The following is a 20,993-nucleotide window of genomic DNA, read 5'->3' on the forward strand; positions in this document are numbered from 1 at the left end:
CGGTCGGAGAGCCTTCCCAGCCTGTCGCCGGCTGGGCGCCTTCCCGGACGTTCGCACCGTTGGGGTGCGGAGAAAAATGGGACAGTAATCCTGTCCTTTTTAGTGGCGCATAATTGCCAGATTTGGCGCCGCCAAGCAAGTCCATGTCCTAAATCAAGCTCCTTCCGTAATGTCGCACCAGACGGGCGTTTTTTGCAGGGCGACGTCCGGCGCGCGCCCGGTGCCAAAGGTGGCGACGGCGGCCGTCCGGGCGCAACCGTGCGGTGGCGCTTTCGCGCACGCGTCGCCGCCTTCGACTTCCGGCGCCGCCGCGAAAGGGGTAGGGTCGCCCGCGTCGCCGATCTCTCCCGCGGCGCAGTCTCAGTTGCGAAGGCGGGCGGTTCTGCCGGGCCGACCATGGCCGGCGCGGTGCCGCACCGGAAGGATATCGATATGCACTTTGCATCCGACAATTGGGCCGGTGTGCCAGACGCCGTTTCCCGTGCGCTGGCGGAGGCGGCCTCGGGTGCCGCTCCGGCCTATGGCGACGACGGCGGCACGGCGGCGGTGACCGCGAAGATCGCCGAGGTGTTCGAGCACGAGGTCGCCGTGTTCTACGTGGCGACGGGCTCGGCAGCGAATTCGCTGTCGCTTGCTGCGTTCTCGCCGCCGGGTGGCGTGGTGTTCGCCCACGAGACAGCCCATGTCATGACCGACGAATGCAACGCCCCGGCGTTCCTGTCGCCCGGCACGCGCTTTATCGGCGTTCCCGGGCACCATGGCCGCCTTGATGCCGGCGAACTGACGCATGCGCTCGACCGGTTCGGCCCGCCGAACGTGCATCACGGCCGTGCCGCTGCCGTCACCATCACCAACGCGACCGAGCTCGGCACCGTCTATTCGCCGGCGGACGTCGCAGCCATCGGAGAGGTCGTCCACAGCCGCGGCCTGAAGCTGCACATGGATGGCGCGCGGCTCGGCAATGCGCTGGCGACGCTGGGCGTCTCGCCCGCGGATCTGACATGGCGGGCCGGCGTCGACGCGCTGTCGTTCGGCCTCACCAAGACGGGCGCCTGGTCGGCGGAAGCCGTCGTACTGTTCACGCCGGACGGCGTCGACGACCTTCCCTATCTGCGCAAGCGCGCCGGCCATCTCTTCTCCAAGAGCCGGTTCGTGTCGGCGCAGTTCGCCGCGCTGCTGGAGGGCGGCCGGTGGCTCTCCCTTGCCGGCCACGCCAACGCGATGGCGCGGCGCCTCCACGCGGGTCTTGCAGCTGTGCCGGGCGTCACGTTTCCGTTCGTGCCCGAGGCGAACGAGCTGTTTCCGGCTCTGCCGCGGGACATGGTGGCGCGCCTGTTCGCGGCCGGTGCCGCGTTCTACGAATGGCCCGACGCCAGCTTCGGCGACACCGCCGGGCCGGAGCGTACCCGTGTTCGTCTGGTGACGAGCTTTGCCACCACAGAGGCGGACGTCGACGCGTTCCTGGCGGCGGCGAGTGGCTGAAGCGGCGGTGCGGCAAACAAAAAGCCCCGGTCGAGGCCGGGGCTTGCAGTCGCCCGCGGGAGCGCCGCTGGCGACGAAAGCGGGGCCCGAGAGCCCCGCCCGTCTTCCGTCTTCCGCTCAGGCGGCCTGTTCGACCGCGGTCTCGATCTGCCGGGCGTTCGCCGCCGGCGTGGAGATCGCGATGGTCCGCGGCTTCAGCGCCTCGGGAATCTCCCGCGCGAGGTCGATATGCAGGAGGCCGTTCTCAAGGCTGGCGCCCTTCACGACCACGTAGTCGGCGAGCTGGAACCGGCGCTCGAAAGCGCGCGAGGCGATACCGCGATAGAGAACCGCGCGGCCTTCCTCGGCCGCCTCCGCCTTCTCGCCCTTCACGTTGAGCGTGTTCTCGCGAACCTCGATGGTGAGGTCCTTGTCGGAGAAGCCGGCGATCGCCATGGTGATGCGATAGGCGTTGTCGCCGGTGCGCTCGATATTGTAGGGCGGGTAGGCAGGCGCGGCATTATCGGCACCGGCGAACTGGTCGATCGCCTGGAACAGGCGGTCGAATCCGACGGTGGAACGGTAGAGCGGGCTGAGATCGAAGTGACGCATGATGTCCTCCTTTGGAGCAACGAGTGCGATTTGATTGCCGGATTTCCCGCCATCATGGCCGGGAGGTCGGCATCGGTGCGGACCCGTCTGGCGTCCGCAAACGGGAGATAGGAATGCCCTCCGAAGGCTTCAAGACCCTCGTCGACGGCGTGCATGCGATCGCCGGAGCGAAGCCATCCGCGGCTGGCTGCCGCGCCGGAGAGGGGGCTTGACCGTGGCCGCGCCGGATGCGGAAGGCCGGGAAGAAGAGGGGGCGGCGCCCGTCGCCTCGACGGCGGCCGATCTCGCCAAGGCCGGCATTGCGGGCAAGGCGAGCCTGCTTGCGCTCGAGGGTGCGCCAGTGCCTTCCGGCGGCGTCGTCGAGATGGTGCAGGGTCGTCGCGGCGTGCCGCTCCGGCTGGCGCGCTGGCGGGCAGACCCCGGAACCACCCCGCGCGGCACCGTGTTCGTGCTGCTCGGCCGCGCCGACTTCATCGAGAAATATCTCGAAGTCGTGGCCGATCTGCGCGCCCGCGGCTATGCCGTCGTGGTGCACGAGCCGCGCGGTCAGGGACACTCGGGCCGGCTGATCCGCGGCCAGAACTGGGGTCATGTCGCGAGCTTCCACGACTATGTCGCCGATCTCGACACGGTCATCCGCGTCGCCAAACGCCCGACGGACGGCCTGCCGCTCCCGAAGCCCTATGTGCTGCTCGGCCACTCGGCGGGCGGCACGGTTGCGCTGATGGCCTCCTACCGCCTCCAGCGCGACATCGACCGCATCGTCGCCGTCGCGCCGCTGATCGGCTTCTCGGGAATCGGCATGCCCGGCTGGATGCTCGGTCTCGTGATCGGCGCGGCGCGTCTCGCCGGGTTCGGCCGCCGGCCCTCACGGGCCCGCCCGCAGCCGCCGCAACTCGCCTTCGACGGCAATCCGCTGACGTCCGATCCGGTGCGGTTCGCCCGCATCGGCGCTTATCTCTCGGCCGATCCCGGGCTCGTCGTCGGCCCGCCGACCTTCGGATGGGTCAAGGCGGCGCGGGACGCGATGCTGATCCTGCACAAGCCGGACCTGATCGCTCGGCTGACGACCCCGACGCTGCTGTTCGCCTGCGGCGCGGACCGGGTGGTGGCGCCCGATGCGATCGAGCGGTTCGGCAGGCTCTTGCCGGCGGGCGGCACCGTGCTGGTGCCTTGGGCGCGCCATGAGCTGATGATGGAGCGCGACGCTCTGCGCGCCGAATTCTGGGCCGCGTTCGACGCGTTCGTTGCCGGCGGCGACTGACCGCCGCCGCGGCTTATCCGAACTGCGTGCGCCGTGCGGACGGCGAAAGCGGCCCTATGCCTTCGCCGCGGCGGCGCCGATGTCGCGGCGGCAGAAGCCGCCCGGCCACACCACGCTGTCGACGGCGGCATAGGCGCGGGTCCGGGCCTCGGCGATGTCGTGGCCGAGGGCGGTGACGTTGAGCACGCGGCCTCCGGCGGCCACCAGCTTGCCATCCACCTTGCGGGTGCCGGCGTGGAACACCGCGCCGCCGGGAAGCAGTGCTTCCGCCTCCTCGATGCCGGCGATCACGGTGCCGGCTTCAACCTTTCCGGGATAGCCGTTGGCGGCCATTACCACCGTCAGCGCGGCATCGTCGCTCCATTCGAGCGGGCCGATCTCGCCGAGGCGCCCCTCGGCGACCGCGAGCAGCACGTCGAGAAGGTCCGACTGCAGCCGCGCCATCATCACCTGGCACTCGGGATCGCCGAAGCGGACATTGTATTCGATGAGCTGCGGACCCGTGTCGGTCAGCATCAGCCCGGCATAGAGCACGCCGCTGAAGGGCGTTCCGGCGGCGGCCATCGCCGCGACAGTCGGGCGCACGATCTCGGCCATGGTGCGCTCGGCGAGATCGGCCGTCAGGATCGGTGCCGGCGAATAGGCGCCCATGCCGCCGGTATTGGGCCCGAGGTCACCGTCATAGGCGCGTTTGTGGTCCTGCGCGGTGGCGAACGGCACGACCGTCTCGCCATCCGAGAGCGCGAAGAAGCTGACTTCGGGGCCGGTCAGCTTTTCCTCGATGACCACCTCCGCACCCGCGGCGCCGAACCCGCCCTCGAAGCACGCCTCGAGCGCAGCAACGGCCTCGTCCAGCGTCTCGGCGACGACCACGCCCTTGCCTGCCGCAAGCCCGTCCGCCTTCACCACCACGGGGGCGCCCACCTTTTCGAGATGGGCGCGGGCGGCGGCGAGGTCCGAGAACCGGCCATAGGCGGCGGTCGGGATGCCGGCCCGGGCGCAAAGGTCCTTGGTAAAGCCCTTGGAGCCTTCGAGCCGTGCGGCGGCGCGGCTTGGGCCGAACACGTTGATGCCGGCGGCCGCGAGGTCGTCCGCCAGTCCCGCCACCAGGGGCACTTCCGGCCCGATCACGACGAGGCCGACGGCGGCCTCCTCGCAGAAGGTGATGACGGCCCGGTGATCGGCCGGATCGAGCGAGACGAGCGTCGCGTGCTCTGCGATGCCGGGATTACCGGGCGCGGCATAGAGCCGGTCGAGGCGGGCCGACTGGGCGAGCTTCCAGGCGAGTGCATGCTCGCGGCCACCGCTGCCGATCAGGAGAACGTTCATCGGGCTTCAGATCCGTGGGCTTCAGGTCGGTTTGCCGCCATCGGGCGGTCGCGAGCCTTTATCACGCGGATCGTGCAATTGCGACGCCGCCGTGCACGGCGGAGGCAGCGAAAACGCGGGCCGGCGCGCCGTCACCGGTGCACATGGCGGCGGCCCGCGGCCGGGGTCACTTCGCTCCGTGCGCCGCGCCGATTTCCTCGACGCGGACACAGACATATTGCCGGTAGCCGTCGTGATACGCCGCCTTCAGTTCCGGATCGTTGTCGAGCCCGGTGCGCAGCCCTTCAGACATGGCGGTTTCGCACTTCGCCTTGTCGGGAAAGGTGCCGGCATCGGTGACGACGAATGTCTGCGGCCCGGTCAGAAGACCGAGGGTGACGACGACGATGGCCCACATGGCGTACCCCATTGTTGGCGTTGCGGTTTCCGGCAGTCTAACTGGAAGAGGCCCGGCCTCTCAACCGCGCGGTCAAACGGCCGTGTCGCTAGGGGCTTCCCCGGGGTTCGTCGCTACGGGCGGTCGCGAATCGCCTGCACTCGATGACCGCGCAGGATCAGTGGAGCGCATAGGCCGGGCGACGTTCCAGCCCCTTCTCGGCCATGTCCGCGATCTCGCGGAGAGCGTCGTGCAGGCGCCGCGCGCGGGCGCGAAGCAGCCCAAGCGCCTCGACGGTTTCCTTTGCGCCGCGCTCTCCCACGAAGAACAGGTGATTGCCGGAAACCGTCGCGGTCAGTTCGCCCGGCGCGACCGCGATCAAGGCCGTCAGCCGGTTCCATGTCTCCGCCGGCAACTTGCCGAGCAAACCGGCCTTGGCGAGCGGAAAGCGCTCGCAGAGCGTCTGCGAGATGTAGAAGCCCCACGCGCCCCGGTCGGCCAGCGCATGGCGTGCATCCGTGACTGAGCGGTGCGTCATCGCTGCGAGCGGCGGGAAACCCGCATAGTTCAGGGCCCCGGTGTCGGCGAGGTCGGCAGCCCCGTCGGCGACAAAGCCGTTCTCGCCATAACGCAGCGTCGTGGCGCACAGATTGACCGGGACGTTGCCGGTGAACTCCGCCCGGAACTGGTCCTCCGCCACGACGGGCATTCCGTCTGCGCCACGCTGGCCGTCCAGGTTCGCGACGAGCCACTCGTTGAATCCGCCGGAGAGGTCGCCGAGGCCGTTCGCCGTCGGCCGGAGGCGGTCGAGGCCCGGCAGCAGGCCCGGCATCGGGGCGGCTGCGGCCATCGCGACGAACAGTTCCACCCCGATGCCGTGCCGCCCGAGTGCCCTGCCGAGCGGCTCGGCGATCCGTCCCGCCATGCTCCAGGCGAGCACGACGACATCCGCCGGCAACCTGTTCGCCTTCACCGTCTTCGCAATGATTTCGGCCGATTGCGCGCCCCAGTCGCGGACCGAGAACGCCGGATGGACTGAATCGAACACCGGGTTGTCGAGCGGATAGGAGAGGGCGAGGAACGGGTGGCCCGCCTCGGCAAGCCAATGGGCGAGGAAATCACGCGGGCAGCCTTCCGGGCTTCCATAGGCGATACGCGCCAGCACGCCGCCGCCGGTGATGAACACCACGAGCGGGCGGCTGCCGTCGCCGTCCACGAACTTCGTCAGCGCGGGATAGCCGGCGGCGGCGACGAGCTTCTCTCCCGGATAAAGGCGTCTCTTTCCCGGTTCTTTTCTCATCGTCTCCTCCGCACAGCCTCATGGTATCGCTGCCATATGACATTCGCACGCAAACTATGCGCGGAGGAACAGCCCGTCGTTGGTAAATGCGACCGGCTCCTTGGCAAATGCGACTTAAGATCGAGTCGTGTCAGTCTTTCCAGGCCACGGCGGAGCTTTCGCAGAGGGGCTTCTGCAATCGGATTTTGACCTCGCGTGCGCACGCCGACGGCATGACTGCGGATTGCGGGGATCGCTGCGTCCGTCCATCGGAACATGAAGGCCTTTCCTCGACGTTGCTTCGTTCGCGACGGAACCCGGCCGCCGCGCGACCGTCCGGAAAAGGCTGATGGACAAGGGCGGGACGGACGGGTTTAAGCACGGTTCGGTTGATGGATCCGGGAGCCGGAGAGGGCGTCGCGATGGTGCGCACGAACGACGATGCGGTGGCGGACGCACCGCGGGGCAATTGGGTCGACCGTTTCGCGCCAGCGGCGGTGAAGCCCTATGCGCGGCTCGCGCGGTGGGACAGGCCGATCGGCTGGTGGCTGCTGCTCTGGCCGTGCTGGTGGTCCGCCGCTCTCGCCGCGGGGGCATCGGGCGCGCGGTTCCCGGACCCGTGGCATCTGGTGCTGTTCCTTGTCGGTGCCATCGCGATGCGCGGCGCCGGCTGCACCTACAACGACATCGTCGACCGCAAGATCGATGCCCAGGTGGCGCGCACGCGTTCGCGCCCGATCCCGAGCGGGCAGGTCAGCGCACGGCAGGCGGGACTGTTCCTCGTGCTCCAGGCCCTGGTCGGCTCGCTGGTGCTCCAGCAGTTCAACCGTTTCACGTTCGGGCTCGGTCTTGCCTCGCTTCTCGTGGTCGCGGCCTATCCGTTCGCCAAGCGCGTGACGCACTGGCCGCAGGCGGTGCTGGGGCTCGCGTTCTCATGGGGCGGGCTGATGGGATGGGCGGCGGTGTTCGGCCGCCTCGACCTGCCGGCGGTGCTGCTCTATCTCGGCGCCGTGGTCTGGACCATCGGATACGACACCATCTATGCCCATCAGGACCGGGAGGACGATGCCCTTGTCGGCATCGGTTCGACCGCGCTTCTGTTCGGGCGCAGGACCCGTCCGGCGCTTGCGATGCTGTTCGTAGTGACGGCGGTGCTGATGGGGGCGGGGCTGTGGACCGCGGGGGCCGGCGTCGCGGCCTTCGTGGGATTCGCCGCGTTCTGCGTCCAGCTCGGCTGGCAGGTGGTCAGGCTCGATATCGACGATCCGGACCTGTGCCTTGCGATCTTCAAGTCGAATTCGTTTGCGGGCTGGCTCTTGTTTCTCGGGCTCGTTGCCGATTGCCTCGCCCGCCAGTGGCCTTGAGGGTAGTGGCTTGACGGCCTCAGCGGAAGGCCCGCGGCCTTCCGGTTCGTCGTTTCAGTCCCGGGCGATGATCTCGCGTTCCTCGGCGTGAACGGCGGACGAGGCCGGGGTGAAGCGGCCGCGGGTCCACACGCTGCGGGGGCGGCGGCGGGTCGTCTGGCGGCCGAAGCGGCGCGGGGCCGGCGGGCGCACGTCGTCGGGCCGGTCTTCCAGCGGCGCGCGGATGAGGCTGCCGTCGGATTCGAACATCATCATCGGCAGCGCCAGCGTCTGGGACCACCGGCGCCACAGCCGGGCGGCCTGGTCGAGATCGTAGACGGTGTCGAGCGGCACGTTCATCGCCGGCGCCGGATGGATCAACTCGATGTGGACGACGCCGCCCTCCGGCTCGAAGCGCACGGCGACGCCGGTGAAGCTCTCGAACGGCACCACGACGGTTGTGGTGAGGCCGTAGAGCCGGCGCTTGAACACCGCGCCGGTGTCGCCGAGATAGACCGGGCCGGCATCTGCGGCGCGCACGCCCTCGCGCGGCAGCAGCCGTTCGGCTTCCGTGCTGCGGACCTGCAGGTCGCTCTGCGGCACGCTCGCGTGGCTGTGTCCGCTCATGGCCGTTCTCCTCGACTTCATCGCCCCGGCAGGTCGACCGGCAGACCCGGTCGGCGCGCCGATTTTCCCCTGGCGTGACCGGCTGTCCCGCCATGCCCCTGTGGGCGCTTTCGATGAGCCGACGCTAGGCTCCGGAGAGTTTTGCAGGTCTTAACGCGCGGCCCCCGTCGGCCCGCCGCGCGAAGGTTCCAAACCGGAGGGTTAGGAAAAGGTTCCCTGTCCGCTTCCAATTGCGGGCGTTGCCGGCAAAAGCCTCTTAACCAGCGGGATTATCGCGGCGGCGGGCCTTGTTCCGCCGCGCTTGGAACCGTAAATCCCGGGTCATGCGAAACGGGCCGGCAGGTCGCCTCGCGACTTGGGCCGGTGACTTGGCCTTGCCGCTCGCCCGTCCCGCGCTTTCCTCGCGTGGTGCCACCCGGCCGCATGGCCGCGGCGCCGCGCCGAACCGGAGTTGCTTCCGCGATGGCCGCCGCAACCGAACTCGACCGCACCGGCACCGACTATCTCGATCCGAGGCGCCTTGAAGATGCCGCCGCCGCGCTCGTGGAGGCCGCCCGCAAGGCCGGCGCCGACGCCGCCGACACGGTTGTCGTGCGTGGCGTGTCCGTCTCCGTCTCGGTGCGCGACGGCGCGGTGGAGGACAGCGAGCGGTCGGAGGGCGACGATTTCGCGCTTCGCGTGTTCGTCGGCCGCCGCAGCGCCAGCGTTTCCACCAACGCTCTCGGTGATCCCAAGGCGATCGCCGAGCGGGCTGTCGCCATGGCGCGCGTCGCCCCCGAGGATCGTTTCGCCGGGCTTGCAGACCGGGCGCTGATCGCGTCTCGCGAAGCCGTCTCGGCCGCCGCGGCGGCGCTCGACCTGTTCGATCCCGCTGTTCCGGCCGTGGAGGCGCTGACGGAGAGCGCGCTCGAGGCCGAGGCCGCCGCGCTCGGCGTCGCCGGCGTAACGCGGTCCGGCGGTGCCGGCGCGGCCTGGAGCCTCGGTGGCCTCGTGCTCGTCACCTCCGACGGCTTTTCCGGTTCTTATGTCGCGACGCGCCACGGCCGCTCGGCCACGGCGGTCGCGGGCGAGGGCACCGGCATGGAGCGCGACTACTGGTCGGCCTCGGCGATCCACGGGGCCGATCTCCAGAATGCGGATGTCATCGGCCGCATCGCCGGCGAGCGCGCGGTGCGCCGGCTCGCGCCGCGCAAGGTGCCGACGGCACGCACCACCGTCGTCTACGAGCCGCGTGCCGCGGGCAGCCTGATCGGCCACCTCGCCGGCGCGATCAACGCGGCTTCGATCGCCCGTGGCACGAGCTTCCTGAAGGAACGGATGGGCGAGCGGGTGTTCGCCGCCGGCATCCGCATCACCGACGATCCGACGAGGCCGCGCGGCCTCGGTTCGCGGCCGTTCGACGGCGAGGGCATCGTCGGTGGCCCGCTGTCGCTCATCGAGGACGGCGTGCTGCAGTGCTGGCTGCTCGATTCCGCCACCGGCCGCGAACTCGGCCTTGCCACCAACGGCCGCGCCGCGCGTGGAGCCGGTGCGCCCTCGCCGGGCACCACCAATCTCACGCTGTCGCCCGGAAGCGTGTCGCCCGAGGACCTCATCAAGGAAATCGGCACCGGCTTCTACGTCACCGACCTCATCGGCCATGGTGCCAACATCGTCACCGGCGACTATAGCCGCGGTGCTGCCGGATTCTGGATCGAGAACGGCGAGATCGCGTATCCGGTGAGCGAGGTCACCATCGCGGGCCGGCTCGGCGACATGTTCGTGGCCGCGCGGCCGGCGAACGACCTCGAACTGCGCTTCGCGACGAACGCACCCACCGTCGCCATCGAGGGAATGACCGTTGCCGGACGTTGAGGACGAGAACGCTCGCGCCGCCGACCTGGACCTGCTCGACACCTATGCCCGCGAGGCGGGCCGGATCGCGCTCGGCTATTTTCAGGCCGACCCCCAGATCTGGACCAAGGGCGATTCCTCGCCCGTGACCGAGGCCGATCTCGCCGTCGACGCCTTCCTGCGCAACGGCCTGCTCGGCGAGCGGCCTGATCTCGGCTGGCTTTCCGAAGAGACCGCCGACGACGGCTCCCGGCTTTCCCACGACCGGCTGTTCGTGGTCGACCCGATCGACGGCACCCGGGCGTTCATCGCCGGCCTGCCGGACTGGACCGTGAGCCTCGCCATGGTCGAGAACGGCCGACCGGTCGCTGCCGCGCTGTTCTGCCCGCCGCGGGACGAGATGTTTCTCGCCGGCCGCGGCCTCGGCGCGCGCCTCAACGGCGTGCCGCTTTCGACCGGCCGTGCGGCCACGCTCGAGGGCGCGCGCATCGCCGCGCCGAAGAGCTTCGTGCGCCGCGAACTGCTTGCGCGCGCCGGCATGGAGGCGGTGCCGTTCGTGCACTCGCTGGCCTACAGGCTGGCGCTGGTCGCGTGCGGCCGCATCGATGGCGCTGCGGCGAGCGGGCGGGCGTGCGATTGGGACCTGGCGGCCGCGGACCTCCTGGTGTCCGAAGCCGGTGGCCGTCTCGTCGAACTCTCGGGGGGGCCGGTGCGCTACAATGCGGCCGATGTCCGCCACGCGCCGCTGATCGCCAGCGGCGAGGCTCTTTCAGGCCCGCTGCTGTCGTTCTTCTCGACACACATGGCGGCGGACGGCCAGCCCCGTTCGTAATCGGCGCGGTCGCCGCAGCGCTTCGGAAGCGGGTGCGGCGACGGGAGCGGCTTCCGGCACGCGGACGTTGCTGCTAGAGCGTTGCGTGCGGCGCCTGCGAAGGCGATTCCGCACTGCAACCAGTTACGATCAACGGCGAGGCGACGATGCCAGAAGGCAAGCAGCTCCTTCACCTCGTGCTCGGCGGCGAACTCAAGTCGCTCGGCGGCACGGAATTCCGCGATCTGTCCAAGCTCGACATCGTCGGCGTGTTCCCGGACTATGCGAGCGCCAAGACGGCCTGGAAGGCCAAGGCGCAGGCGACCGTCGACAATGCCCACATGCGCTATTTCGTGGTGCACCTGCACCGCCTGCTCGATCCCGACACGGAGCCTCATGGCTGATCGCCTTCCCATCGTCGACGCCCCGCGCGACAGCGGCATCCCCGATCGGACCGGCGGGGTGACCTTCGCCCGCCCTGCGGGTGAAGGGACCGTCGAATCATGCTGAAACGCCTGATGCGCGCCCAATGGGTGCGCCGTTTCCTCGGCGAGATGGCGGCCGCGTATCTCAAGCTCGTCTGGCACACCAACAAGGTGGTGTTCGAGCCGGCAGACTATGTGCCGCGCGTCTCGGCGGAACTGCCGGTGATCGTGACGATGTGGCACGGCCAGCACTTCATGATTCCGTTCGGTCGCCAGCCGGACTGGGACATGCGGGTGATGATCTCGATGTCGGGCGACGGCGAGATCAATGCCGTGGCGGCGAAGCGGCTCGGCATGGGCCTCGTCCGCGGCTCCGGGGGGCGCACGCCGCGCGAGATCCGCAAGCGCGGCGGCATCCGGGGTACGGTGGAAATGCTACACCTTCTGCGCGATGGTGTGACGGTTGCGCTGACGGCCGATGTCCCCAAGGGGCCGGCTCGCGTGGCGGGCGAGGGCATCGTGATGATCGCCGAGCGATCGGGCCGGCCGATCTTGCCGGTGGCTTTCGCCTCGAGCCGCCGGATTGATCTCGACACGTGGGACAAGATGACCCTAAACCTGCCGTTCGGGCGCGGAGCCTTCATCGTCGGGGACCCCATCGCGCCGCCGAAGGATGAGAGCGAACGCGAGGCGGTGAGGCTTGCCGTGGAAGCGGGCCTCAATGCAGTAACGGCGCGGGCTTATGCGATCGTGGATGGAAAAGATGGCTGATGCCGCCGGCGGCCTGCTGCCGCTCTGGCGCTATGCCGGCTTCGTGGCCCGTCCCGCGCTGAAGCTGGTCCTTGCCGTGCGCACCGCGAACGGCAAGGAAGACCCGGCGCGCCGCGGCGAGCGCTTCGGACGTGCCTCCGCGCCCCGGCCCGCCGGCAATCTGGTCTGGGTCCACGCCGCGAGCGTGGGCGAGATCACGGCCGCACTGCCGCTCGTCGAGGCGCTGACTGCCCGCGGCCACAACGTGCTGGCAACCACGGGCACCGTCACCTCGGCCCGCGTGGCGGCGGAACGGCTTCCGGCCGGTGCCGTCCACCAGTTCGTGCCGCTCGATATCGTGCCCTATCTCAGCCGTTTCCTGGACTATTGGCGCCCGTCGGCAGCGCTTTTCGTGGAATCGGAGATCTGGCCGACCACCATCGGCGAACTCGAGCGCCGCGGCATTCCGCGCATCGTGGTCAATGGACGCATGTCCGAACGCTCCCACGGCGGCTGGCGGCGCTGGCCGGGTGCCGCCAGGGCGCTGTTCGGGGAACTCACCGCCTGCCTCGCGCAGACCTCGGCCGACGCCGAGCGCTTTTCCGATCTCGGGGTGAAGAACGTCCACATCTCCGGGAACCTCAAGTTCGACGTCGCGCCGCTGCCGATCGACGAGGCGGAACTCGCCGCGCTCAAGGCGGCGCTCAACGGTCGGCCCTGCTGGGTCGCCGCCAGCACCCATGCCGGTGAGGAGGACATGGTCGCCTTCGCCCATGCCCGGCTCTCGGCGCGCTGGCCCGATCTCCTCACCTTCGTCGTTCCCCGCCATCCGGAGCGGGGGCCGGCCATCGCCCAGCGGCTCAATCCGGCCGGGCAGGGCGACAGCGTGGCGCTGCGCTCCCGCCGCGATCCGATCACGCCGAACACCCGTTTCTACGTCGCCGATTCCATCGGCGAGATCGGGTTGTTCTTCCGGCTGTCGCCGGTGGCGTTCGTCGGCGGCTCGCTGGTCGATATCGGCGGTCACAACCCCATCGAGCCGATCCGCCTCGATGCCGCCGTCGTCTCCGGTCCCCACGTCGCCAATTTCCGCTCGATCTATGCCGACCTCGGCAATGCCGGCGGCATCGTCTCGGTCGAGGATGGCGACATGCTCGCCCATGCCGTCGGCGGGCTTCTCAGCGATCCGAAGTCCGCGCAGGCCTCCGTCGCGCTCGCCAAGGCCGTGCTCGACCAGCACTCCGGCAGCGTCGGCCGCACGCTCGATGTGCTGACGCCTTTCCTGGGCCCCGCCACGGAGCGGGCCGCGTGAGAACGGCTCCGGCCTTCTGGTGGAGGCCGGCCGGTCTTCAGGCCCGCCTGCTGTCTCCCTTCGGCGCGCTCGTGGGCGCGTCGGCGGCCCGCCGAATGGCCCGTCCGCCATCGTTTCGCGCCGCCGTGCCGGTGATCTGCGTCGGCAACTTCGTCGCCGGCGGCGCGGGCAAGACCCCGACGGTCATCGCCATCGCCCGTCGCGCGGCCTCGCGCGGGTTGTCGCCGTTCGTGCTGACGCGCGGATATGGCGGGCGGCTGGCCGGTCCGGAACTGGTCGATCCTGCCATGCACGATGCGCGGGCGGTCGGCGACGAGGCGCTGCTTCTGGCCCGCGCGGCGCCGACGGTGGTCTCGCGGGACCGCGCCGCGGGTGCGGCATTTGCGGCGGACCGCGGCGCCGGACTGATCCTGATGGACGACGGCTTCCAGAACCCGACGCTGGCCAAGGACGCCTCGGTCGTCGTGGTCGACGGTGGCGTCGGCGTCGGCAACGGCCTTTGCCTGCCAGCCGGACCGCTGCGCGCGCCCCTCGGCGCGCAACTCGAAAAGACGGATCTCGTTCTCGTCATCGGGGGGACAGAGGACGTCGCCGCAGGACCGGCGGGCGTTCTGGTGGCGAGCGCGGCCGCCCGCGGGATTCCGGCGGCCTCCGGGCGGCTCGTGCCCTCGAACGCGCACGGTCTTGCCGGCCGCCGCGTGATCGGCTTTGCGGGGATCGGCCGGCCCGCCAAATTCTTCGAGACGTTGGAGCAGGCTGGCGCGGATCTCGTCGGCCGCCATGCCTTTCCCGACCATCATCCGTTCACGGAAGCCGACGCCGCCGGGCTGCTGGCGGCGGCGGATGCAGCCGGCGCCGTCCTCGCCACGACGGCGAAGGATCATGTTCGCCTGCTGCAGCGTGACGGGCCGGGTATGTCGGCGCTGGGGAGGCTTGCGACGAGCGCGGTCGTCGTCGCCGTCGATCTCATCCTCGACCGTCACGACAGCACGCCGGGCGCCCGGTCGGATGCGCTCGACGTGCTAATCGATCAGGCGCTCGATGCGCGGTCGCGTATCCGTGCCGTCAATCCGGCGGCGCTGTCCGGCCGTCAGCGGGCCGCGGAAAGTTCCTGAAAGCGCCTCAGCGCGATCGCAGCGTCTGCATAGGCTTCCTGGCGGTCCACGTTCCAGTAGCGCAGTTCATCGAGCGGGATCGGTACGCCCGTCACTGCGCAGCGCACGAAGCCGCCCGGCGACAGCACTTGGAAGTCGCCGTCTAGATAGCGCACCCGCGCTTCTCCGGCGGAACGGGGAGATTCGTATCGGTTCATCGCGGTTCTCAAGAAATCTGATGGTCGATCATAGCGGCGATCGCGCGTTACGGAAACCGGCTTGCCTTTCGGCAAGCCAGATACCGACGCGGGGCGGCGTTCGCAGGGAGCCTCTCAGGCCTGCGTGCCGCCGACGGTGAGGGCATCGATCCGCAGCGTCGGCTGGCCGACGCCGACCGGCACGCCCTGGCCGGCCTTGCCGCAGGTGCCGATGCCGGGATCGAGTTCGAGGTCGTTGCCGATCATCTTCACCCGGGTCAGCGCATCCGGTCCGTTGCCGATCAGCATGGCGCCCTTGATCGGCTCGGCCACCTTGCCGTCGCGGATGCGGTAGGCCTCGGTGCAGCCGAACACGAACTTGCCGGAGGTGATGTCCACCTGTCCGCCGCCGAACGACACCGCGTAGATGCCGTCCTTCACGCTTTCGAGGATCTCCGCCGGGTCCTTGTCACCGGCGCGCATGTAGGTGTTCGTCATGCGCGGCATCGGCTGGTGGGCATAGGACTCGCGCCTTCCGTTGCCGGTCGGCTTAACGCCCATCAGCCGGGCGTTCTGGCGATCCTGCATGTAGCCGACGAGGATGCCGTCCTCGATCAGGGTCGTGCAGGACGTCGGCGTGCCTTCGTCATCGACCGTCAGCGATCCGCGCCGGGCGGCAATCGTGCCATCGTCGACGATGGTGACGCCGGGCGAGGCGACGCGCTGGCCAAGCAGGCCGGCGAAGGCCGAGGTCTTCTTGCGGTTGAAGTCGCCTTCGAGGCCGTGGCCGATCGCCTCGTGCAGGAGGATGCCCGGCCAGCCGGGACCAAGCACGACGTCGAACGTGCCAGCGGGTGCCGGGACCGCGTCCAGATTGACCAGCGCCTGCCGCAGCGCCTCGTCGACGCCCGACTGCCAATGCGCCGCGTCGATGAAGCGGGCGAAGCCTTCCCGGCCGCCGGCACCGAACGAACCCTGTTCCTGGCGGTCGCCGTCGCCCACCACCACGGAGACGCCGAAGCGAACCAGCGGGCGAAAATCGGTGATGCGGTGACCATCGGCGCGCAGGATTTCCACGCGCTGCCAGGTTCCCGCGAGCGACGCCGTCACCTGACGAACGCGCGGATCGCGGGCGCGGGCATAGGCGTCGATCTCGGCGAGGAGGCGCACCTTGTCCTCGAACGCCTCGCTGGTGAGCGGGTTCTCGGGCCCGTAGAGCTGCGCGTTGGTGCCCTGCGGCGGTTCGGAATAGGTGGCGCTGCGGCCGCGCTTCACGGCGGAGGTCGCCTCCGCCGCGCGCTTCAGCGCCGCGACCGACAACTCGCCGGAATTGGCGAACCCGGACACCTCGCCCACGACCGTCCGCAGCCCGAAGCCCCGGCTTTCGTCGAACGAGGCCGATTTCAGCCGGCCGTTGTCGAACACCAGCGCCTCGGTCTGGCGGGCTTCGACGAACAGCTCGCCGTCCTCGGCGCCGTCGAGCGCGTCGGCGACGATGGTCCGCACCTCGCCGGCGTCGAGGCCGGCCTCGCTCAAGAGATCCGTGGTCAGAACATCCGTCATGATCATTCTCCGGGCGGGCGCCGCAACGGGCACGGGAAGGCGACCGGTCGGTCCCGCCGTTTGCCCACACTTAGGATTTTCTGCGCCGAACGGTAGGGGTGCGGTAGCTCGGCCTCAACGTTCGACGGCTCAATAGAGCGTGTCGCGGTAGGCGCCTTCGAGGTCTTCGGCGGTCAGCACGTCTTCCTTGAGCCGGGCGTGATCGCGCAGAACGTCCGTGATCGGCGGAATCGCGGAGCGGTCCGGCCACGTCGACGGATCCCACAATCCGGCGCGGATGCTGGCCTTGCCGCACTGGATGTAGGCCTGGCGCACATGAACGACGATGACGGTCGCCGGTCGCTTGCCGTTGGTCTCGAACACCGCGCGGAGGTCTTCGTCGTCGCGGACTTCCGCCGAGCCGTTGATGCGCAGCGTCTCGCGCAGGCCGGGAATGACGAACAGAAGCCCGATGGCGGGATCGGCGAGCAGGTTGGTCAGTGTGTCGAGGCGGCGGTTGCCCGGCCAGTCCGGCAGCACGAGAGTGCGGTCGTCGGCGATGTGAAGCGCACCCGCCGCATCGCCCCGGGGTGTGGCGTCGCAATAGCCGTCGGCGCCGCGGCTTGCGATCACATAGTAGCTGGCGAGCGACAGCAGCGTCCGGCAATGGCGGTCGAGCCGGTCGATCTCCTTGTCGAGCACCATCTGGCTCGGCTCGCCGTAGAGCCGGCGCAACTCGGCGGTGGTTGTGATGCGTGCCATTTGCCTGTGCCCGTCTGGCCGTGCCGGTCGCGTCCGATGCCGATTCGCACGGCCGCTCAGGGCAGCGAGTCGAAGCCCTTGCCGAAGCCCTTCAGCGAAACCGGGATGCCGATGCCTTCCTCGGGCGTCTCGAAGATGGAGAACAGCGCTTCCTTGCCGCCGCGCATCTTGGACAGCAGGTTCTCGTCGAGCGTGACTTCCGCCATGCAGCCGTTGGGCAGGCAGCGAACGAAAGCGGCGCGGCCGAGATCCTCGTTATCGATGTGCAGGCCGAGCCCGTAGGGCAGCAGCACGCCGAGCGGGGCGAGCACGCGCAGGATGTTGGCGCGCTTGTCGGCGGTTTTCAGCACGAACACCGACAGGCCCACATATTCCTTGTCGGCGGCGGCGACCGCCTGGGTCATCGCGCACTGTTCGGTCTGCGCACCGGGCATGGTGTCGCACCTCAGCTGCCAGTCTCCGGAGACCGACTTCACCACGCCCTGCGCGAAGGCGGCGTCCGTGGCGGCGAAGGCCGAGAGGCCCGCGAGGAGCGCCACGGCGAGGGCTGGGGCGCGACGCGGCCGAGATGCCTTCATCGGCAGGACCTTTCGGAGCAGGGCGGCCGGCGCACGGCGCGCGGCGGACTTCAGACGAAACAAAGCTCACCTCCGGGGAGACCGGCGCGGTCCCGGCGCCCGACGAATACGAATCAGGTGCGGACCGAACCCGGCGATTGCGCCGACATTGGCCGATGACGGCGCGCAAAGGAAGCTGCCGAACGGGGCGAGGCGATGGCAAAGCACATCGGAAAGGCAGCCAGATGCCGGTTTTTCCGCCCATTCCGCCGCACGGGTCAAGCTTTCGCGGGCCGTGAGCGGGCATGCGGCGCGGTGACGCTTTCCCCAACCCGCGCAAAGCGGCATCTTTTGTGCAACGATACGCTGTTTCCGGGTCCGCCGTCGTGCGGCGGACCATGCGCCTGCGGTGCCGCGTAGAGGCCGCACGTTCCCCGGGGCGAGGCTTGCCAGTCGCAAGTCCTGCCTGGAGGAGAACGGCGGACAAGACAATGAGCCGGATCAAAATCCCGGCCACGAGGGAATGCGAGGGAGTGCAGCGGTGACGAACGCCCTGTCGATGCCGAGTTGGAAGATGCCGCGACGCCTGCGCGGTTTCGGTCTGGGAGCGCGGGCCGCGGTGGCGGCGCTGCTCGCCGCGCCCATGGTGCTGTTGTTTGCCGCCGCCGATACCGCCCGTGCCGCCCAACCCCAGCCATGGGAAATGACGCTGCAGCCGGCCGGCACGGAGGTCATGTCCGACATCCGCTGGTTCCAGGACTTCACGGTCACGATCATGGCCCTGATCGTGCTGTTCGTGGCGGCGCTGCTCGTCATCGTGATGGTGAAGTTCAACGCGCGGTCGCACCCGACGCCGTCCCGCACCTCCCACAACACCATGATCGAGGTGGTCTGGACGGTGGCCCCGATCCTGATCCTCGTGGTGATCGCGATCCCGTCCTTCCGGTTGCTGTTCAAGGAACTGGACCTGCCGCAGGCGGACCTGACGGTGAAGGTGACGGGCTACCAGTGGTACTGGGGCTACGAGTACCCGGACGAGAAATATGCCGGGATCTCGTTCGACTCCAACATGCTGAGCGACAAGGATCGCGAGGCGCGGATGGCGCAGCTGAACGTCGGTCCGGCTCAGGTTCCGCGGCTTCTCGCCGTCGACAACGACGTCGTCGTTCCCGTCGGCAAGACCGTCCGCGTGCAGGTCACCGCCGCCGATGTGATCCACTCGTTCGCGGTGCCCTCGTTCGGCATCAAGATCGACGCCATCCCGGGCCGCCTCAACGAGACGTGGTTCCGCGCCGATGCGCCGGGCGTCTATTACGGCCAGTGCTCGGAACTCTGCGGCACCAACCATGCGTTCATGCCCATCGCCGTCCGGGTCGTGCCGGAAGAGGTGTTCGAGCGCTGGGCCGCTGCCGCCAAGACCGATATCGGCCAGGCGAACCAGGTTCTGGCTCAGTGGGAAGGGCAGGCACGCGCGGAGCGCACCGCCAGCATCGCTTCCGCCGAGTGAGCGCGCCGGCCTTTTCGGGCCGGCCGTCGCCCTTTCGTGGTTTGGAAGGGCAAGCACTTCCGCCGCGATCCTCCGTCCCCGTGTGAATTCGGGACCGAATCGCGGATCGAGGCAACGCACCCATCGCGGCGCGCTGCCTGGAAATATGCTAAAGTGTGCAACACGATGGATCAAAACGACGGCGGGCTGGTTTGAAGGGGCTGCGTTCCCCCACCTCAACCGCCGCGTCTACCGAAGGAACCGGTCATGTCGAGCACCGCTGCCGATGCATCCCACGACCATCCGACCGGATGGCGGCGCTACCTCTTCTCGACGAACCACAAGGACATCGGCACGATGTACCTGATCTTCGCCATCGTGGCGGGGATCGTCGGCGGGCTGCTTTCGATCGGCATCCGCGCCGAACTGCAGTACCCGGGCATGCAGATCTTCACGAACCCGTGGACTTTCAACGTGTTCGTGACCGCGCACGGCCTCATCATGATCTTCATGATGGTGATGCCGGCGCTGATCGGCGGCTTCGCCAACTGGTTCGTGCCCATCATGATCGGCGCGCCGGACATGGCGTTCCCGCGCATGAACAACATCTCGTTCTGGCTGCTGCCGCCGGCCTTCCTGTTGATGATCCTATCGCTGTTCGTCGAGGGCGGGCCTGGTTCCCACGGCGTCGGCGGCGGCTGGACGATCTATCCGCCGCTCTCGACCACCGGAACGCCCGGCCCGGCGATGGATTTCGCGATCCTGTCGCTGCACATCGCCGGCGCGTCGTCGATCCTCGGTGCGATCAACTTCATCACCACCATCTTCAACATGCGCGCCCCGGGCATGACGCTGCACAAGATGCCGCTGTTCGCCTGGTCGGTGCTGGTGACGGCGTTCCTGCTGCTGCTGTCGCTTCCGGTGCTCGCCGGCGGCATCACCATGCTGCTCACCGACCGCAATTTCGGCACCACGTTCTTCGCCCCCGAAGGTGGCGGTGATCCGGTGCTGTTCCAGCATCTGTTCTGGTTCTTCGGTCACCCGGAAGTCTACATCCTGATCCTGCCGGGCTTCGGCATCATCAGCCACATCGTCTCCACCTTCTCGCGCAAGCCCGTGTTCGGCTATGTCGGCATGGCCTACGCGATGGTGGCGATCGGCGTCGTCGGGTTCGTCGTGTGGGCGCACCACATGTACACGGTGGGCCTGTCGGCCAACACCCAGGCCTATTTCGTGTTCGCCACCATGGTGATCGCGGTGCCGACGGGCGTGAAGGTGTTCTCGTGGATCGCCACGATGTGGGGCGGCTCCATCGAGTTCCGCGCGCCGATGGTGTGGGCGATCGGCTTCATCTTCCTGTTCACCATCGGCGGCGTCACCGGCGTGCAGCTTGCGAATGCCGGCCTCGACCGCGTGCTGCAGGACACCTACTTCGTGGTGGCGCACTTCCACTACGTGCTGTCGCTCGGCGCGGTGTTCGCGATCTTCGCGGGCTGGTATTACTGGTTCCCGAAGATGAGCGGCTACATGTACAACGAGCGGCTGGCCAAGCTGCACTTCTGGGTGACGTTCATCGGCGTCAACCTCATCTTCTTCCCGCAGCATTTCCTCGGCCTGTCCGGCATGCCGCGCCGCTATGTCGACTATCCCGATGCGTTCGCCGGCTGGAACTTCGTCTCGTCCATCGGCTCCTATATCTCGGGCGTGGGCGTGCTGATCTTCCTGTTCACCGTCGCCGAAGCCTTCGCCAAGAAGCGGGTCGCCGGAGACAATCCGTGGGGCCCCGGCGCGACGACCCTGGAATGGACGCTGTCGTCCCCGCCGCCGTACCACCAGTTCGAGACTCTTCCGCGCATCAAGTGATGTTCGGGGGTTCGGCGGTTGTGATCGGCGGGACGGAGCGGCTATGACGGTACCGGCGGCGCGCCTCTGG

At 68.9% G+C, this 20,993-nt stretch carries 20 protein-coding genes; 11 read left to right on the forward strand and 9 right to left on the reverse strand.

What is annotated here, in order from left to right; genetic code table 11:
* Positions 1-432 precede the first annotated feature (432 nt).
* A complete protein-coding gene (locus tag BUF17_RS00590) occupies positions 433-1,482 on the forward strand; it encodes a threonine aldolase family protein (RefSeq protein WP_073625935.1) in 1,050 nt (349 codons plus the stop codon).
* 117 nt (positions 1,483-1,599) lie between these two features.
* On the opposite strand, the gene BUF17_RS00595 is transcribed toward BUF17_RS00590, so the two are convergent.
* A complete protein-coding gene (locus tag BUF17_RS00595; RefSeq protein ID WP_073625288.1) occupies positions 1,600-2,073 on the reverse strand; it encodes an Hsp20 family protein in 474 nt (157 codons plus the stop codon).
* A 214-nt stretch (positions 2,074-2,287) separates the two neighbouring features.
* On the opposite strand from BUF17_RS00595, the gene BUF17_RS00600 reads away from it, so the two are divergent.
* Entirely contained in the window at positions 2,288-3,337 is a 1,050-nt protein-coding gene (locus BUF17_RS00600; RefSeq protein WP_244530751.1) for an alpha/beta fold hydrolase, read from the forward strand.
* 54 nt (positions 3,338-3,391) lie between these two features.
* Here BUF17_RS00600 and purD read toward each other — a convergent pair whose 3' ends face one another.
* The 3 genes from purD to BUF17_RS00615 all read right to left on the reverse strand — a co-directional run bounded on the left by purD (position 3,392) and on the right by BUF17_RS00615 (position 6,342).
* On the reverse strand, positions 3,392-4,666 hold the full coding sequence (gene purD, locus BUF17_RS00605) for a phosphoribosylamine--glycine ligase (protein WP_073625289.1): 1,275 nt from the start codon (positions 4,664-4,666) through the stop codon (positions 3,392-3,394).
* A gap of 166 nt (positions 4,667-4,832) precedes the next feature.
* Positions 4,833-5,075 carry a hypothetical protein gene (locus tag BUF17_RS00610; RefSeq protein ID WP_139282359.1) on the reverse strand — a complete coding sequence of 81 codons (243 nt, stop codon included), beginning with the start codon at positions 5,073-5,075 and terminating at the stop codon, positions 4,833-4,835.
* 145 nt (positions 5,076-5,220) lie between these two features.
* Positions 5,221-6,342 carry a hypothetical protein gene (locus BUF17_RS00615; RefSeq protein ID WP_073625291.1) on the reverse strand — a complete coding sequence of 374 codons (1,122 nt, stop codon included), beginning with the start codon at positions 6,340-6,342 and terminating at the stop codon, positions 5,221-5,223.
* 371 nt (positions 6,343-6,713) lie between these two features.
* Between BUF17_RS00615 and ubiA the strand changes: the two genes are divergently transcribed.
* Positions 6,714-7,685 (forward strand): 4-hydroxybenzoate octaprenyltransferase, encoded by a 972-nt coding sequence (gene ubiA, locus BUF17_RS00620; protein ID WP_210215371.1) that lies wholly within the window; start codon positions 6,714-6,716, stop codon positions 7,683-7,685.
* 54 nt (positions 7,686-7,739) lie between these two features.
* On the opposite strand, the gene BUF17_RS00625 is transcribed toward ubiA, so the two are convergent.
* Complete coding sequence (locus BUF17_RS00625) at positions 7,740-8,291, reverse strand: DUF6101 family protein (protein ID WP_073625293.1); 552 nt, start codon at positions 8,289-8,291, stop codon at positions 7,740-7,742.
* Positions 8,292-8,753: 462 nt separating this feature from the next.
* Here BUF17_RS00625 and BUF17_RS00630 point away from each other — a divergent pair, with 462 nt between their 5' ends.
* The 6 genes from BUF17_RS00630 (at position 8,754) to lpxK (ending at position 14,537) form a co-directional block, all read left to right on the forward strand.
* Positions 8,754-10,145, forward strand: a complete 1,392-nt coding sequence (locus BUF17_RS00630; protein ID WP_073625294.1) for a TldD/PmbA family protein — start codon at positions 8,754-8,756, stop codon at positions 10,143-10,145.
* Positions 10,132-10,956 carry a 3'(2'),5'-bisphosphate nucleotidase CysQ gene (locus tag BUF17_RS00635; protein ID WP_073625295.1) on the forward strand — a complete coding sequence of 275 codons (825 nt, stop codon included), beginning with the start codon at positions 10,132-10,134 and terminating at the stop codon, positions 10,954-10,956. The genes BUF17_RS00630 and BUF17_RS00635 overlap by 14 nt, the downstream gene beginning before the upstream one ends.
* A 146-nt stretch (positions 10,957-11,102) precedes the next feature.
* Complete coding sequence (locus tag BUF17_RS00640) at positions 11,103-11,339, forward strand: DUF4170 domain-containing protein (protein WP_073625296.1); 237 nt, start codon at positions 11,103-11,105, stop codon at positions 11,337-11,339.
* Between the two features lie 99 nt (positions 11,340-11,438).
* Positions 11,439-12,131, forward strand: a complete 693-nt coding sequence (locus tag BUF17_RS00645) for a lysophospholipid acyltransferase family protein (protein ID WP_073625297.1) — start codon at positions 11,439-11,441, stop codon at positions 12,129-12,131.
* Positions 12,124-13,422: a 3-deoxy-D-manno-octulosonic acid transferase gene (locus tag BUF17_RS00650; RefSeq protein ID WP_073625298.1), complete on the forward strand. Its 1,299-nt coding sequence runs from the start codon at positions 12,124-12,126 to the stop codon at positions 13,420-13,422. The genes BUF17_RS00645 and BUF17_RS00650 overlap by 8 nt, the downstream gene beginning before the upstream one ends.
* Positions 13,419-14,537, forward strand: coding sequence for a tetraacyldisaccharide 4'-kinase (gene lpxK, locus BUF17_RS00655; RefSeq protein WP_073625299.1), 1,119 nt, complete (start codon positions 13,419-13,421; stop codon positions 14,535-14,537). The genes BUF17_RS00650 and lpxK overlap by 4 nt, the downstream gene beginning before the upstream one ends.
* Here the strand turns inward: lpxK and BUF17_RS00660 are convergent.
* From BUF17_RS00660 to BUF17_RS00675, 4 genes are all read right to left on the reverse strand, one after another.
* Entirely contained in the window at positions 14,513-14,734 is a 222-nt protein-coding gene (locus tag BUF17_RS00660) for a DUF2093 domain-containing protein (protein WP_073625300.1), read from the reverse strand. The two genes, lpxK and BUF17_RS00660, sit on opposite strands and share 25 nt — an antisense overlap.
* Before the next feature lie 114 nt (positions 14,735-14,848).
* Complete coding sequence (tldD, locus tag BUF17_RS00665) at positions 14,849-16,276, reverse strand: metalloprotease TldD (RefSeq protein ID WP_073625301.1); 1,428 nt, start codon at positions 16,274-16,276, stop codon at positions 14,849-14,851.
* A gap of 129 nt (positions 16,277-16,405) precedes the next feature.
* The gene (locus tag BUF17_RS00670; RefSeq protein WP_073625302.1) at positions 16,406-17,017 is read right to left on the reverse strand and encodes an MSMEG_1061 family FMN-dependent PPOX-type flavoprotein; all 612 of its coding nucleotides are present in this window, start codon (positions 17,015-17,017) and stop codon (positions 16,406-16,408) included.
* 56 nt (positions 17,018-17,073) lie between these two features.
* A complete protein-coding gene (locus tag BUF17_RS00675; RefSeq protein WP_073625937.1) occupies positions 17,074-17,595 on the reverse strand; it encodes an invasion associated locus B family protein in 522 nt (173 codons plus the stop codon).
* Between the two features lie 553 nt (positions 17,596-18,148).
* On the opposite strand from BUF17_RS00675, the gene coxB reads away from it, so the two are divergent.
* Positions 18,149-19,081 (forward strand): cytochrome c oxidase subunit II, encoded by a 933-nt coding sequence (gene coxB, locus BUF17_RS00680; protein ID WP_175563606.1) that lies wholly within the window; start codon positions 18,149-18,151, stop codon positions 19,079-19,081.
* A gap of 246 nt (positions 19,082-19,327) precedes the next feature.
* Positions 19,328-20,923: a cytochrome c oxidase subunit I gene (ctaD, locus tag BUF17_RS00685; protein ID WP_073625304.1), complete on the forward strand. Its 1,596-nt coding sequence runs from the start codon at positions 19,328-19,330 to the stop codon at positions 20,921-20,923.
* Positions 20,924-20,993 lie beyond the last annotated feature (70 nt).

The organism is Pseudoxanthobacter soli DSM 19599, from assembly GCF_900148505.1.
Taxonomy (GTDB): domain Bacteria; phylum Pseudomonadota; class Alphaproteobacteria; order Rhizobiales; family Segnochrobactraceae; genus Pseudoxanthobacter; species Pseudoxanthobacter soli.

Coding starts and splice junctions, on each gene's coding strand:
- BUF17_RS00630 (WP_073625294.1), top strand. CDS start 8,754: ATGGCCGCCGCAACCGAACTCGACCGCACCGGCACCGACTATCTCGAT.
- BUF17_RS00660 (WP_073625300.1), bottom strand. CDS start 14,734: ATGAACCGATACGAATCTCCCCGTTCCGCCGGAGAAGCGCGGGTGCGC.
- tldD (WP_073625301.1), bottom strand. CDS start 16,276: ATGACGGATGTTCTGACCACGGATCTCTTGAGCGAGGCCGGCCTCGAC.
- BUF17_RS00610 (WP_139282359.1), bottom strand. CDS start 5,075: ATGGGGTACGCCATGTGGGCCATCGTCGTCGTCACCCTCGGTCTTCTG.
- coxB (WP_175563606.1), top strand. CDS start 18,149: ATGCCGCGACGCCTGCGCGGTTTCGGTCTGGGAGCGCGGGCCGCGGTG.
- ubiA (WP_210215371.1), top strand. CDS start 6,714: ATGGATCCGGGAGCCGGAGAGGGCGTCGCGATGGTGCGCACGAACGAC.
- BUF17_RS00615 (WP_073625291.1), bottom strand. CDS start 6,342: ATGAGAAAAGAACCGGGAAAGAGACGCCTTTATCCGGGAGAGAAGCTC.
- BUF17_RS00650 (WP_073625298.1), top strand. CDS start 12,124: ATGGCTGATGCCGCCGGCGGCCTGCTGCCGCTCTGGCGCTATGCCGGC.
- purD (WP_073625289.1), bottom strand. CDS start 4,666: ATGAACGTTCTCCTGATCGGCAGCGGTGGCCGCGAGCATGCACTCGCC.
- BUF17_RS00625 (WP_073625293.1), bottom strand. CDS start 8,291: ATGAGCGGACACAGCCACGCGAGCGTGCCGCAGAGCGACCTGCAGGTC.
- BUF17_RS00640 (WP_073625296.1), top strand. CDS start 11,103: ATGCCAGAAGGCAAGCAGCTCCTTCACCTCGTGCTCGGCGGCGAACTC.
- BUF17_RS00595 (WP_073625288.1), bottom strand. CDS start 2,073: ATGCGTCACTTCGATCTCAGCCCGCTCTACCGTTCCACCGTCGGATTC.
- BUF17_RS00590 (WP_073625935.1), top strand. CDS start 433: ATGCACTTTGCATCCGACAATTGGGCCGGTGTGCCAGACGCCGTTTCC.
- BUF17_RS00675 (WP_073625937.1), bottom strand. CDS start 17,595: ATGAAGGCATCTCGGCCGCGTCGCGCCCCAGCCCTCGCCGTGGCGCTC.
- BUF17_RS00645 (WP_073625297.1), top strand. CDS start 11,439: ATGCTGAAACGCCTGATGCGCGCCCAATGGGTGCGCCGTTTCCTCGGC.
- BUF17_RS00670 (WP_073625302.1), bottom strand. CDS start 17,017: ATGGCACGCATCACAACCACCGCCGAGTTGCGCCGGCTCTACGGCGAG.
- ctaD (WP_073625304.1), top strand. CDS start 19,328: ATGTCGAGCACCGCTGCCGATGCATCCCACGACCATCCGACCGGATGG.